At 44.2% G+C, this 13,949-nt stretch carries 11 protein-coding genes and 1 tRNA gene; 5 read left to right on the forward strand and 7 right to left on the reverse strand.

Annotation, left to right across the window (positions count from 1 at the left end):
- Window positions 1-82: 82 nt before the first annotated feature.
- Window positions 83-154, reverse strand: a tRNA-Arg gene (locus tag BACCOPRO_RS01075).
- A 164-nt stretch (window positions 155-318) separates the two neighbouring features.
- Between BACCOPRO_RS01075 and BACCOPRO_RS01080 the strand changes: the two genes are divergently transcribed.
- Together BACCOPRO_RS01080 and BACCOPRO_RS01085 are read left to right on the forward strand one after the other, a co-directional pair.
- Window positions 319-2,172, forward strand: coding sequence for a 2-oxoacid:acceptor oxidoreductase subunit alpha (locus tag BACCOPRO_RS01080; protein ID WP_008140092.1), 1,854 nt, complete (start codon window positions 319-321; stop codon window positions 2,170-2,172).
- A 3-nt stretch (window positions 2,173-2,175) separates the two neighbouring features.
- Window positions 2,176-3,186 carry a 2-oxoacid:ferredoxin oxidoreductase subunit beta gene (locus BACCOPRO_RS01085; protein WP_008140093.1) on the forward strand — a complete coding sequence of 337 codons (1,011 nt, stop codon included), beginning with the start codon at window positions 2,176-2,178 and terminating at the stop codon, window positions 3,184-3,186.
- An 81-nt stretch (window positions 3,187-3,267) separates the two neighbouring features.
- On the opposite strand, the gene upp is transcribed toward BACCOPRO_RS01085, so the two are convergent.
- The gene (upp, locus tag BACCOPRO_RS01090) at window positions 3,268-3,921 is read right to left on the reverse strand and encodes a uracil phosphoribosyltransferase (RefSeq protein ID WP_008140094.1); all 654 of its coding nucleotides are present in this window, start codon (window positions 3,919-3,921) and stop codon (window positions 3,268-3,270) included.
- 485 nt (window positions 3,922-4,406) lie between these two features.
- Between upp and pckA the strand changes: the two genes are divergently transcribed.
- From pckA to BACCOPRO_RS01110, 3 genes are all read left to right on the forward strand, one after another.
- A complete protein-coding gene (pckA, locus tag BACCOPRO_RS01100) occupies window positions 4,407-6,011 on the forward strand; it encodes a phosphoenolpyruvate carboxykinase (ATP) (RefSeq protein ID WP_008140096.1) in 1,605 nt (534 codons plus the stop codon).
- A 205-nt stretch (window positions 6,012-6,216) separates the two neighbouring features.
- Window positions 6,217-6,516 carry a DUF6565 domain-containing protein gene (locus BACCOPRO_RS01105; protein ID WP_246497752.1) on the forward strand — a complete coding sequence of 100 codons (300 nt, stop codon included), beginning with the start codon at window positions 6,217-6,219 and terminating at the stop codon, window positions 6,514-6,516.
- A gap of 23 nt (window positions 6,517-6,539) precedes the next feature.
- Window positions 6,540-7,190: a nitroreductase family protein gene (locus BACCOPRO_RS01110; protein WP_008140100.1), complete on the forward strand. Its 651-nt coding sequence runs from the start codon at window positions 6,540-6,542 to the stop codon at window positions 7,188-7,190.
- A 7-nt stretch (window positions 7,191-7,197) separates the two neighbouring features.
- Here the strand turns inward: BACCOPRO_RS01110 and BACCOPRO_RS01115 are convergent, their stop codons facing one another.
- The 5 genes from BACCOPRO_RS01115 to BACCOPRO_RS18425 all read right to left on the reverse strand — a co-directional run bounded on the left by BACCOPRO_RS01115 (window position 7,198) and on the right by BACCOPRO_RS18425 (window position 13,914).
- Window positions 7,198-9,021: an LTA synthase family protein gene (locus BACCOPRO_RS01115; protein WP_008140101.1), complete on the reverse strand. Its 1,824-nt coding sequence runs from the start codon at window positions 9,019-9,021 to the stop codon at window positions 7,198-7,200.
- Window positions 9,022-9,102: 81 nt separating this feature from the next.
- Window positions 9,103-9,723, reverse strand: a complete 621-nt coding sequence (locus tag BACCOPRO_RS01120; protein ID WP_008140103.1) for a ribonuclease H1 domain-containing protein — start codon at window positions 9,721-9,723, stop codon at window positions 9,103-9,105.
- Window positions 9,723-11,540 (reverse strand): arginine--tRNA ligase, encoded by a 1,818-nt coding sequence (argS, locus tag BACCOPRO_RS01125; protein ID WP_008140106.1) that lies wholly within the window; start codon window positions 11,538-11,540, stop codon window positions 9,723-9,725. Before argS ends, BACCOPRO_RS01120 begins: the two co-directional genes overlap by 1 nt.
- Window positions 11,541-12,115: 575 nt before the next feature.
- A complete protein-coding gene (locus tag BACCOPRO_RS01130) occupies window positions 12,116-12,619 on the reverse strand; it encodes an RNA polymerase sigma factor (RefSeq protein ID WP_040311028.1) in 504 nt (167 codons plus the stop codon).
- Between the two features lie 167 nt (window positions 12,620-12,786).
- The gene (locus BACCOPRO_RS18425) at window positions 12,787-13,914 is read right to left on the reverse strand and encodes a helix-turn-helix domain-containing protein (protein WP_008140112.1); all 1,128 of its coding nucleotides are present in this window, start codon (window positions 13,912-13,914) and stop codon (window positions 12,787-12,789) included.
- Window positions 13,915-13,949 lie beyond the last annotated feature (35 nt).

Genomic DNA, 13,949 nt, shown 5'->3' on the forward strand with positions numbered 1-13,949 from the left:
AAATTCTTCATTTTTTAATTGGGGCGAGGCCTGTGAAATACAGGATAAGCCCCTTTTTTATTTCTAATTGGGCGGGAAATTGTACCCCCGAGGGGAATCGAACCCCTATCTAAAGTTTAGGAAACTTCTATTCTATCCGTTGAACTACAAGGGCAACTTTTGCAAAAGTACGGCTTTTTCTTGATTTCCCCATGTGTTCTTTGATAAAAAACTTTATTATCCTTCTCCTTGCTAAATATTTTTTGATTTATCTTGCTTTTCTCAAGTAACTTCGCCATTTTTGCAACCATTGATTTTGTGAACTTTAAATAATACGTTATGGCAGAAGATATGATTGTCAAAGAGCTGGACGATGTTGTAGTCCGCTTTTCAGGCGACTCAGGTGATGGAATGCAGTTGGCTGGTAATATGTTTTCCAATATTTCGGCTACTGAAGGAAACGACATCAGTACTTTTCCGGATTATCCGGCTGATATTCGTGCCCCGCAAGGAACATTAACCGGAGTTTCAGGCTTCCAGGTTCATATAGGCTCGGGCAAGGTGTATACTCCGGGTGATAAATGTGATGTGCTGGTTGCTATGAACCCTGCCGCCTTGAAAACACAGTATAAATTTTGTAACCCCCAGTCTGTTATTATTATCGATACAGATTCGTTTACCAAGCGTGATTTGGAGAAAGCCCAATTTGTTCTTGAAAATCCATTCTCTGAATTAGGAATCAAGAATGAAGTGGTGGAGGCAGCCATAACGACCATGTGTAAGGAAAGCCTGAAGGATAGTGGTTTGGATAATAAGACGATTATGCGAACCAAAAATATGTTTGCACTGGGGCTTGTTTGCTGGTTGTTCCATCGGGATATCCATGTAGGTGAGAAAATCTTGAGAGAAAAGTTTGCGAAGAAACCGGAAATTGCAGAGGCAAATGTGAAAGTCTTGTATGACGGTTATCATTTTGGTGAGAATACGCATGCTTCCGTATCCATTAGCTATACTGTTCCAAGTAAGGAACAGAAGAAGAAAGGCCTGTATATGGATATAAATGGCAATAAGGCTACTGCATATGGCTTGATTGCTGCTGCGGAGAAGGCTGGTCTGGAACTTTATTTGGGCTCTTATCCCATTACCCCGGCAACAGATATTCTTCATGAGCTGGCCAAACATAAGTCATTAGGAGTAAAGACTGTTCAGTGTGAAGATGAAATCGCTGGATGCGCTTCTGCCGTAGGTGCTGCTTTTGCCGGAGCTTTGGCAGTTACAACGACTTCAGGACCGGGTATCTGTCTGAAAAGTGAAGCGATGAATCTGGCAGTGATTACGGAATTGCCTTTGGTAATTGTGGATGTGCAACGAGGAGGACCTTCTACGGGATTACCGACAAAATCCGAGCAGACTGATTTACTTCAGGTTCTTTATGGACGTAACGGAGAAAGTCCCATGCCGGTTATTGCAGCTTCATCGCCAACAGATTGTTTTGACGCGGCTTTTATGGCATGTAAAATAGCCTTGGAGCATATGACTCCGGTTGTTTTATTGACCGATGCTTATATTGCCAATGGTTCAGCTGCATGGCATTTACCGGACTTAAACGAATATCCTTCGATTTGTCCGCCTTATGTAAAACCGGAGATGGCTGGTACATGGACTCCGTTCCAGCGTGACCCGAAGACTGGCGTACGGTACTGGGCTATTCCAGGAACTGAAGGTTTTATGCATCGTATTGGCGGTTTGGAAAAGAGCAATGAAACAGGAGCCATTTCTACAGATCCCGAAAATCATCACCGGATGGTACAGCTTCGTGCAGAGAAAGTTGCGCGTATTGCAGATTCGCTTCCGGATTTGCAGGTCGAAGGTGATTTGGATGCAGACTTATTGATTGTGGGTTTTGGCGGGACTTATGGACATTTGCACTCTGCGATGGATACATTGAGAAAGCAAGGCAAAAAAGCTGCCTTGGCTCATTTCCGCTTTATCAATCCGTTGCCCCGTAATACAGAGGCAGTATTGCGCCGCTATCCGAAGATTGTGGTTGCCGAACAGAATATGGGACAACTGGCCGGTTATTTGCGCATGAAAATCGAAGGAATTCATTTGTATCAGTTTAATCAAGTAAAGGGTCAGCCTTTTGTTGTACAAGAATTGGTTGATGCGTTCACAAAAATATTGGAGGAATAAGCCATGGATGAAACAAAATATACAGCAGCAGATTATAAGGCTGGTCAACCTCGCTGGTGCCCGGGATGTGGCGATCATGCCTTTTTGAACTCTTTTCATAAAGCTTTGGCTGAATTGGGTGTTCCGCCTCATGAAATAGCAGTTATTTCAGGAATCGGATGTTCTTCACGTTTGCCCTATTATATGAATACGTATGGGATGCATACCATTCATGGGCGTGCAGCAGCTATTGCAACTGGTGCGAAAGTTGCTAATCCTCAACTTACGATCTGGCAAATTTCTGGGGATGGAGACGGACTGGCTATCGGTGGAAACCATTTTATTCATGCGATTCGCCGCAATGTAGATATTAATATTGTTTTGTTGAATAATCGGATTTACGGTTTGACAAAAGGACAATATTCACCGACCTCTGCTCGTGGTTTTGTGAGTAAGTCTTCACCTTATGGAACTGTGGAAGATCCGTTCCGGCCTGCCGAACTTTGTTTTGGAGCGAGAGGCCGTTTCTTTGCCCGTTGTGCAGCTGTAGATGGTGGCCCTTCTGTAGAAGTTCTGAAAGCGGCAGCACGTCATAAAGGAACTTCCGTTGTAGAGGTCTTGCAGAATTGTGTGATTTTTAATGATGGAACACATAACGCCGTAGCCAAGAAGGAAGACCGTGAACGTAATGCCATTTATCTGGAGCATGGTAAACCGATGTTGTTTGGACCTAACAAGGAATTTGGTCTGATGCAGGAAGGATTCGGCCTGAAAGTCGTGAAACTGGGTGAGAATGGTATTTCAGAAAAAGATATTCTAGTGCATGATGCACATTGTGAAGATCATACTCTACAATTGAAACTGGCTCTGATGGAAGGGCCTGATTTCCCGATTGCTTTGGGAGTGATACGTGATGTGGAAGCTCCTACGTATGATGAGTCGGTAGAAGCTCAGATAGAAGAAATTTCAGCTAAGAAACCTTATCATAATTTTGCAGAACTGCTGGCAACAAATGATACCTGGGAAGTGAAATAATATCAAAATAGAATTGGCGTATGTCGGATTGGGTTGACAATCCTTCATACGCCAATTTTTTTATAGAATCAGATAAATAAACTATTCTTTCTCTCCGAAACATAAATCTCCTGCATCTCCTAATCCAGGCACAATGTATGAATGTTCATTTAACTCTGGATCTATGGCGCCACACCAAATGGTGGTTTTGGCATCAGGTAATGTCTTTTGTAAATACTCAATAGCTTGTTGGCTGGCCAGTACAGAAACGATGTGTATATGTGAAGGTTCACCTTTTGTAAGTAAGGCTTTATATGCCAGTTCCATAGAACCTCCGGTTGCCAGCATCGGATCTGTAATGATCAGAATCTTATTGTCAAGGCGTGGAGAAGCAATGTATTCAATGTGAATGTCGAAATGTTCAATGTCAATGTATTTACGATAAGCTGAAACGAAAGCATTTTCCGCATGATCAAAGTAGTTCAGGAAACCCTGGTGCAAAGGCAGACCCGCACGAAGGATGGTAGCCAGTACCGGTTGTACCGCCGGTACGTTTTCACAAGTCTTTGCTAGAGGGGTTTGAATTTCTATTGGATGATAAGGGAGATCCCGGCTGATCTCATAAGCCATGATTTCACCGATGCGTTCAATATTTCTTCGAAACCTCAGGCTGTCTCCCTGTATGTTGATGTTACGTACTTCTGCCAGATACTGATTCAGGATTGAGTTTGCCTGATTGAAAGTGACAATCTTCATAAATGATCAAGGGGTTTGATTGTTCAAAATAAGTTTATCCTTGCAAAGGTATGAATAATATTTTGTAGGCTCCAAGTCTATAAGAGTGTTTCTGTTTAAAAGATGCATATAAATGTAATGAGATTTATACGTAAATATCTTGTTTGAAATTTCTTTCAGTTCTATATCTTTGATTTTTCTGAACTCCTGGATAACTTTTGTTTTTGCCTGATAAAGCTTGGCAGGAAGGCTGGAAATGAAGGATTGACTCTGTATTTCAGCTCTCATGGAATGTAGTTGTAATGTCTGAATTGCATATTTGTTACACAAGTATAAATCTTTTCATGATTACGGATTTTTTTCTCTAATAAATTCTTGGATTCAAAGAAAACCACTATTTTTGTAGCGCCTAAAACAAGGGGATGTTGAAAAACATTCTTTTGATGGTTATTAAGAATTTAGGAATTAAACATTTGATATAAATAACCAAATTAATCATTTGAACAATGGCAAATTTAGATCTTACTAAGTACGGTATCACTGGAACCGTAGAAATCGTACACAATCCTTCTTACGAAGTTTTGTTCGCAGAAGAAACAAAAGCTGGTTTGGAAGGCTTCGAAAAAGGTCAGGAAACTGAACTGGGTGCAGTAAACGTAATGACTGGTATCTACACTGGTCGTTCTCCTAAAGATAAATTCTTGGTAAAAGACGCTACAAGTGAAAACACTGTATGGTGGACTTCTGAAGAATATAAAAACGATAACAAGCCTGTAACTACAGAAACTTGGAATGTATTGAAAGACTTGGCTGCAAAAGAATTGTCAAACAAGAAATTGTTCGTTGTTGACGGTTATTGCGGTGCTAACGAAGCTACTCGTTTGAAAGTTCGTTTCATCATGGAAGTTGCATGGCAGGCTCACTTCGTAACTAACATGTTCATCCGTCCTTCTAAAGAAGAATTGGAATCATTCGAACCTGACTTCGTTGTTTACAACGCTTCTAAGGCTAAAGTTGAAAACTACAAAGAACTGGGTCTGAACTCAGAAACTGCAGTTGTATTCAACTTGACTACTAAGGAACAGGTTATCCTGAACACTTGGTACGGTGGTGAAATGAAGAAAGGTATGTTCTCTATGATGAACTACTTCAACCCGTTGCGTGGTATCGCTTCTATGCACTGCTCTGCTAACACTAACATGGACGAAACTGAATCAGCTATCTTCTTCGGTTTGTCTGGTACAGGTAAGACAACTTTGTCTACTGACCCGAAACGTAAGTTGATCGGTGATGACGAACACGGATGGGATAACGAAGGTGTATTCAACTACGAAGGTGGTTGCTATGCTAAGGTTATCAACCTGGATAAAGAATCAGAACCGGATATCTACAACGCTATCAAACGTGACGCTTTGTTGGAAAACGTTACTGTTGATGCTGAAGGTAAGATCAACTTCGCTGATAAGAGCGTAACAGAAAACACTCGTGTTTCTTATCCTATCTATCACATCAACAACATCGTTAAACCGGTTTCTAAAGGTCCTCACGCTAAGCAGGTTATCTTCTTGTCTGCTGATGCATTCGGTGTATTGCCTCCTGTATCTATCTTGAACGAAGAACAGGCTCAGTACTACTTCCTGTCAGGATTTACTGCTAAGTTGGCTGGTACAGAACGTGGTATCACTGAACCGACTCCGACATTCTCTGCTTGCTTCGGTGCTGCTTTCTTGAGCTTGCATCCTACTAAATATGCAGAAGAACTGGTTAAGAAGATGAAGATGACTGGTGCTAAGGCATACTTGGTTAACACTGGTTGGAACGGTACCGGTAAGCGTATTTCTATCCGTGATACTCGTGGTATTATCGATGCTATCCTGGATGGTTCAATCGAAAAAGCTCCTACTAAGACTATTCCTTACTTTGACTTCGTCGTTCCGACTGAATTGCCGGGTGTTGATCCGAAGATCCTGGATCCGCGTGACACTTACGAATGTGCTTGTCAGTGGGAAGAAAAAGCTAAGGATTTGGCTGGTCGTTTCATCAAGAACTTCTCTAAGTTCACTGGAAACGAAGCAGGTAAAGCTTTGGTTGCTGCTGGTCCGAAATTGTAATTATAAGAATTACATAAGACTAAATAATTAGAAGGAGTCCCGATTTTCGGGGCTCCTTTTTTTGTTCCTTTTCCTAATCCTGTTACCTTTGTAGATAGAGACTTTACCATACTAATTATAAACGCTTATGAAAATGTATATTTTATTTCCATTGTTTGCAGTGGCAATCATGTGTTTCTCCTCCTGCCATTCTCAAAAAGGCCGTATGGACGATTTAAAGGACTTTGTGGAAAAGATTCAGGAGGAAGGGAAGGATTATACTCTCGACCAGTGGAAAGAAGCTAACGAACGTTTCCAGAAATTGCTGGATAAAATTAATTCCTACGAAGATTTGACCAAGGAGGAATTGGAAGAGATGGCTAAATTGCAAGGGCAGTATGCTGCTACTGTTTTTAAGAACAGTGGAAAGAGTATTATGGAGCAGATGCAAAAAGCTGGAGTTGCATTGGATAGTCTGGAAGAAGGTTTCGAGAAAGGAATGATTGAGAGTCAGGAGTTAGAGTAATATTTATCTAATAACAATAAACTATGAAACAATTGAAGACGATGGCAGGCTGTTTATGCCTTTGCCTCGCAGCAGGATGTACCTCTCCCGCTTCACAGCAGGAGAATGTAGCTGTTACCGAAGGAATGACTCAGTCTGATGCGGTGATTAAGACCATAATGGAGCGCCGTAGTGTGCGTAAATACAAACCACAGCCGGTTAATCGTGATACAATGCAGACGATTCTGAATTGTGGCATTAATGCTCCTAACGGACAGAACAAGCAATCATGGGCTATTCGGGTAGTGGATAATCCTGATTATATCAATGGCCTGACGGAAATCTATAAAAAGGCCAATCCTCAGGCAGCAAAAGATCCGAATTTCAAGAATATGTTCCGCAATGCCCCTACAGTTGTATTCATTGCCCATGACACTTCCTATGACATGTCTCAGATTGATTGTGGACTGTTGGGTGAGAACATGATTCTTTCAGCCTGGTCTATGGGAGTAGGTTCCTGTTGCCTGGGAAGTCCTGTCCGTTTTATGAACACGCAACCTGAAGCAACTGATTACCTGAAAAAGCTGGATTTTCCTGAAGGTTACCAGCTCTTGTATTGTATAGCATTCGGCTATCCGGATGAAAGTCCGGCAGCCAAGCCGCGTGATGCCCAGAAAATCAAGTTTATAGAGTAATCTGACTCTATTGTCTTTCTCCCAGATCGTCGTATGAACTTTGCAGGATCGCCTTACCGAGTTCCATACGGCGCAGGCTGGGGGCAGGTTCATCCACCAGTGTTTTTCCTGAATTGTTGTCCACCTGTGTTACTCCCGTACTGTCACGGAAAGCAAAGCCGTTGTTATAGGTGTAATAGGCAAAAGGATAAGTATATTCTTTCCCCAATACATTTCTGCTGAAGTTAAATTCCCGGTGATTGATGCCCAGCTGTCCCAGCAGGGTAGCAGCCATATCTGTCTGATTCATCAGTTTGTCAACAACAGCCGGCTGCTTAATTGCACCTCCCAGCCAGAGCATAGGAATATGATGAATACGCGGCGTGTTGTTCGGCTCGTTGATCGGATAATGGAAACCGTGATCCGGTAGACAAATAACCAGCAAGTCTTTCCATTGTGGCAACTGTTTTAATTTATCGATAAACTTCCCGAGACATTCGTCTGTAAAGGCGAAAGCATTGGGAATCTTTTCTTCCAGCCGGTGATAAGGTACCTCAAAAGGCTCATGGCTGCTCAGAGTCAGGAAAGCTGTGTGCCATCGTTGTGAGAGAGGCCGTTTCTTGATTTCATTATACAAGTATTCAAAAGTGATATCATCGTTCACTCCCCACGGATTTTGCCGTTCTTTCAGACTGAAATCCACATCTGCGGTAAGTTTCTGGTATCCGCTTCCGAGCAGATAACTTTTCATGTTTGTAAAGTTGATATCCCCTCCGTACAGGAAGTCTGTAACATATCCTTCCTTCACCAGTTTGCCTGCAATGGAAGGAAGTGTACGGCTTTTTGCCGGTATTTTCATGACAGAAAGAGTAGGGAAGCCCTGATAACCGCTAAACGTACAGATGGTTCCTCTGTCCGTACGGAAGCTGTTGGCATAACAGTTGGTGAAGAACACTCCTTCCTTCGACAGGCGTTCCCAGTTCGGACTTACCCCTGGTACTCCTCCAAGCGATTCAATGAACACCCCTCCATAACCTTCCACCAGAATGATCAGAATGTTTGGGCGGCGTGTATTGAGCAGTTCTACCGCATTTTCTCCTTCTGTCGGATAAAGTCCTTCAAACAACTCTTTACGCTTCTCCTCGTCGAAGAAATCGAATTCTGACGCATAATTCTCAGTCTTTCCGGCGGAAGCCAGTAGGCTGAAGGCCGGATTTACGGCTGAATGATTCAGGAATTCATTATTACAGAAATATACCTGTCCGATATTGGCTGTTGATTCCGTCACACCTCCCCGGATGACGACAAACAACAGTCCGCCAAGTAGAATCATGCCGGCACTTCCCGTCACCCGACGGCTAGTACCAGCTAGTCTTTGAGGAGTCAGTTTGTATAAACCGGCCATCATCAGAGCTGATAAAAGCAGCATGATAAAGATGCGTAAGATAATGAATCCCGTAGAAACGCTTGCCAGTGCATTTTTCGGTGAATCCATATACAGGAAGATGGAAGCATCCAGCTTAAATCCCCAGAACGGATATAAAGCCATGTCTACAATGAAGATCAGCATGACCAGAAAGCTGATCAGCACATAATAGCCTGTCAGAATCTTCCGCAACGGGAATTGTCTGAACCAGATACTGATCAGGACTACAAGCCATGGGATTACCGTCAGATACCCGGCAGTAGTGGCATCAAGTGTGAATCCGTGTAAGATCACCCGTCCGAAATCTGCTGGAGAAACACCTTTTTCCACTGCGTCGTTATACAGCATGAACAATGGTTTCTGTATAAGAAAACACCCCAGTACCATTGCGAAAAAAGCAATCAGGTAAGCTATTCTTTTCTTCATAATGTCAGTTGCTTTATCATCCAGTTAATTATAAACGGCTGCTCATGTCCGGAATTTCTCCGTCAGTAGCAGCCGTTATGTTTATTTTCTTCCAAAGTCAGCCGGTACCTCTCCCCATTTTTCTGTTTCCCATTTAAGTAATGGAGTCGGGCATCCATTTTCGTGCAGCCACTTCTCAGCCCGTTCAATCAGCCTGAAAAGTTCCTCTGTACGATCATTCCGTTCCAGCTTTGTTTTGCATTTTTTCTGTTTTACCCAGTTCAGCGCATTGCGGCTGTCCGAATAAATAGGCATGTGCAGGTTCTTCTGTTTGAGCAATGCCAGTCCGTGTACAATGGCCAGGAATTCACCGATATTATTGGTTCCATACACAGGTCCGAAGTGAAAGATCTCTTCACCCGTCAGGAGATATACTCCCCGATATTCCATCGGTCCCGGGTTTCCGCTGCATGCTGCATCTACGGCCAGGCAGTTCAGATCGAATCCTTCCGGCAGTGCTACGGCCGTTTTCACTTTCTCTTTACCGGCTCCCACATACTTGTGAGCGGCTGAGACCAGCGCCTGTTCTGCTTCCTCACGGGTGTCAAATGATTTATAAAGGGCCCCTTTATAATTCTTGATTTGCAGTTGACATTCCGTCCATGAAGTGTAGATACCTGGCGCGACCCCTTTCCAGACCACGTAAAACTTTTGCTTCGGCATTACATTCTTTCCGGAACTTCAATACCCAGCAAGCCCATAGCCAGCTTCACAACCTTGCCCACGTTCTGACTCAGTGCCAGACGGAATACCTTGAGAGCTTCGTTCTCTTCGCGCAGGATGCTGAAGTCGTGATAGAACTGATTGTATTCTTTCACCAGATCGTATGCATAGTTAGCCAGGATTGACGGGTTGTAGTCCGTACCAGCCTGTTTCACTACATTGCCGAAGTCTGCCAGCATCTGGATCAGTCCTTCTTCCTTCGTGCTCAGCTCGATGCCGGCTGGGATAACGGCAGGTACTGTAATTCCAGCTTCTGCAGCCTTGCGGAGAATAGACTGGATACGTGCATAAGTATATTGAATGAAAGGACCCGTATTACCGTTGAAGTCGATGGATTCTTTCGGGTTGAAGGTCATATTCTTGCGGGCATCTACTTTCAGGATGAAATATTTCAGAGCACCCAGACCTACGATACGTGCAATGTCATCAGCCTCTTCCTTGGTCAGACCATCCAGTTTACCCAGTTCGTTGCTGGTTTCCTTGGCCGTTTCGATCATTGCTTCCATCAGGTCGTCAGCATCTACCACGGTACCTTCACGGCTCTTCATCTTACCTTCCGGCAGTTCCACCATTCCGTAAGAGAAGTGAACCAGATCTTTACCCCATTCGAATCCCAGTTTGTCAAGCAGGATAGACAGAACCTGGAAGTGATAGTTCTGTTCGTTACCTACTACGTAAATCATCTTGTTGATCGGATAATCCTGGAAACGCAGCTTGGCTGTACCGATATCCTGAGTCATGTATACGGAAGTACCGTCAGCACGGAGCAGCAGCTTGTGATCCAGACCTTCAGCGGTCAGGTCAGCCCATACGGAACCATCTTCTTTGCGGAAGAAGAAACCTTTTTCGAGGCCTTCCATTACCTTTTCCTTACCTTCCAGATAAGTTTGTGATTCGTAGTATATCTTGTCGAAGCTGACACCCATCATTTTGTAGGTCTCGTCAAATCCGGCATATACCCAGTCGTTCATCATTTTCCACAGGCTGCGTACTTCCGGATCGTTGGCTTCCCATTTGCGGAGCATTTCCCGGGCTTCCAGCATCAGCGGAGATTCAGCTTCAGCCTTGGCCTTTGCTTCTTCTTCGTTCATTCCTTCTGCCTGGAACTTAGCCATCAGTTCCTTGACTTCTGCCTTGTAATGTTTGTCGAAAGCTACGTAATAGTCTCCGATCAGGTGGTCACCTTTCTTGCCTGATGACTCCGGAGTTTCACCGTTACCGTATTTCAGCCAGGCCAGCATGGACTTGCAGATGTGAATACCACGGTCGTTTACGATGTTGGTCTTCACTACCTTGTTGCCGTTTGCCGCCATGATGTTTGCCAGTGCGTTACCCAGCAGGTTGTTGCGCACGTGTCCCAGATGCAACGGTTTGTTGGTATTCGGTGAAGAATATTCAATCATGACCAGCGGCGCATTCTCATCGGCTTTGCGGATGCCCCATTCTGCATCGGCGTGGATACGGTTCAGCAGTTCCACCCACACGTCGGAAGCAATAGTCAGGTTCAGGAATCCCTTGATGACGTTATAGCTGGCAATGGCCGGTTCATGCTGTTTCAGGTATTCACCGATTTCCTGTGCTGTCTGTTCAGGACCCTTCTTCGACATCTTCAGGAACGGGAAAACCACGAGAGTCAGGTGGCCTTCAAATTCCTTTTTAGTCTTTTGCAGCTGTACCATCTTGGCGGGAACTTCCTGCCCGTACAACTCTTTCACGCCGTTGATTACGGACGCCGTCAGTTTATCTTCAATTTTCATGCGTGTATGTAGTTTTATGATAATCCGTTCAATGGCGCAAAGATAGTGAATTTATTTTGTTCTTCCGACAGGGCGTTTCCCCAAATTTGCAGTGACTTATTTCACCAGCTTGCTGCACTCAGTCTGTTGTTCCATATATTTATAGAGAGGTCTGAAAAACGTTTCGTCATTTACCTTAAAAGCCCGAATTCAATGTTGTAAAACGTCGAAGCGTTTTTTTAAAATCCCGAAGGGCTTTTTTTGATTGAAATAAATGGTTTGAATGATGCAAAAGTACTTTCTGGACTGACCGGAAAAATCGACTGGACGATTCTCCTTCATCGAGTATAACGATTAGCCCGCAACGACCGCACGATTGGGCTGCAACGACTGCACGTTTCTGCAGGATCGACCGCACGTTTCCGGAGGGTCGAAAAGGGATTGTCTGAGGGGGAAAGGAAAAAAGTCTTCCCGCCTGGCAGGTCTCGGTGAGACATACGGGGCGGGAAGACTGGAAGACATGCTCGGGATGAGCACGGTTTATGGGGTGAAACAAGAGTTACCGTTAGCAGAGAGTCCGGAACAGGACGGCAGGATCAGCGGAAATCCTTCAGTTCCTGCTGGAGTTTCTGACGGGTAAAGTAAATGCGGCTTTTGACGGTTCCCAGAGGGAGACCCAGTTTTTCAGCAATCTCGCGGTACTTGAATCCGGAAACATACATGGCGAACGGGATGCGGTATTCCTTGGGCAGAGCGTTTACTACCCGGCGGATTTCTTTCAGATCATGGCTGCTTTCAGTGCTTTCGTCAGCCAGATCGATGCTTTGATTCAGATAGAACAGGTTGTCGGTCTGGTCCACGTAGGTCTGGTCGCGTACAGCCTTGCGGTAATTGTTGATAAAAAGGTTGCGCATGATGGTGTACATCCATCCTTTGAAATTGGTTTCTGCTGCATATTTTTCTTCGTTGTCCAGCGCTTTCAGGGAAGTTTCCTGAAGAAGGTCGTTGGCATCTTCGTGGTTGGCTGTTAACTTATAGGCAAAGCGCAGCAGGTCGTTTTGTACATTTATCAGGTCGCGGGTAAAACTCTCAGTTCTCATAATTTTCATTTTTAAATAATTAATGCAGATGATCTTGGTGAATCATCATACTGCAATATTACGACAAAGTTCTGAGAACGAGGGGATAGTATCTGACATCTTAGGGGGTAAAATCAGGTATTGATCATTTTGCCCCCTTTATTTACCGGTTAACAGGGGATGGAAATTCATACAACGGCCTTCCGGATTTCCTTTCGCCATGTAGAAGGGGACTGTCCTTCCTTTGCTTTGAACTGTTTGCTGAAGTGGGCAAGATCGGCGAACCCCACTTGTTCAGCGACTTCGGCCAGGCTTATGTCCGGATTGTTGATCATCCGCTCTTTGGCTTCTTCGATTCTTAAGCCGTTAACCCACCCGTTGAAGTTTGTCTGATAGGTATCATTGATGAAATTAGAGAGGTATGTGCGGTTGATACCTATTTCCTTACTCATTTCCTGAATGGTAAGTCCGGAATGGAGATAACCTTTTCCGGAAGTCCATTCTTTAATTTTCTCTTCTATTTTCTCGTAGTTCAATTCGTTGGTTTTTTTCATGACCGTTGTGTTATCTATGGTTAGCGTTATGGTTGGTGAGGCCGGAGTCTGATCCGGTGTCTCATTTTCTTCGATCAGGGGATAATTGGCGATGTATATGCCATAGTTATGGAACTGCAGGGCAAAAACTATGTAGAAAATTGTGTAAATTCCTGTGAATATAAGCTGGCTGATGAAGTATGGGTAAATGTTTACAACAACAGACAGTCCGAACATGATGCACAGGCCGATACACAGAGGGTGGATGCGCTTTTGCAGATAAGGCGCACGCTCGGGATGTACCTGTGTCCAGCGTCTGGAGATACGGAGATAAACGCGTATATAGAGGATCAGCAGGAGGGCATAGCAGGCCATGAGGACATAGTAGAGAAGAGTACCCGTCTGTCCGTCCAGGCCGAAATAGTATATCAGATTTGCGGCCGCCAGCAGAAATGTATAGATCAACTGCCGCCACATGAACCCTTCCAGTTTGTGCCCTATATATATAGGATAGGTGATAGACCAGAGGAATAACAGGGTTTGTATGGGTGCCAGGCTCTGGATAAAGAAAGCTTTCAAGGTTTCATGATAACTTTCCGTGGAGAATGCGATGCCCAGTGATGCGAGGCCAACCAGAATGTAGGCGGCTTCCACATAAATCCGGCTGTGTTTGTTGCGCCTGCACATTTCTCCTTTCGGCACTTCTGAGAAGTGGAGGAAAAGAGCCAGTATCAGGCTGCTGACGCCGGAGAATGTCTCCATAGTGAAAAAGATTCTTTCCATGGCTTGTTGATTTTGCGTTAAAAGTAGCGAATTGT

The organism is Phocaeicola coprophilus DSM 18228 = JCM 13818, from assembly GCF_000157915.1.
In the GTDB taxonomy this organism is placed as follows: Bacteria; Bacteroidota; Bacteroidia; order Bacteroidales; family Bacteroidaceae; genus Phocaeicola; species Phocaeicola coprophilus.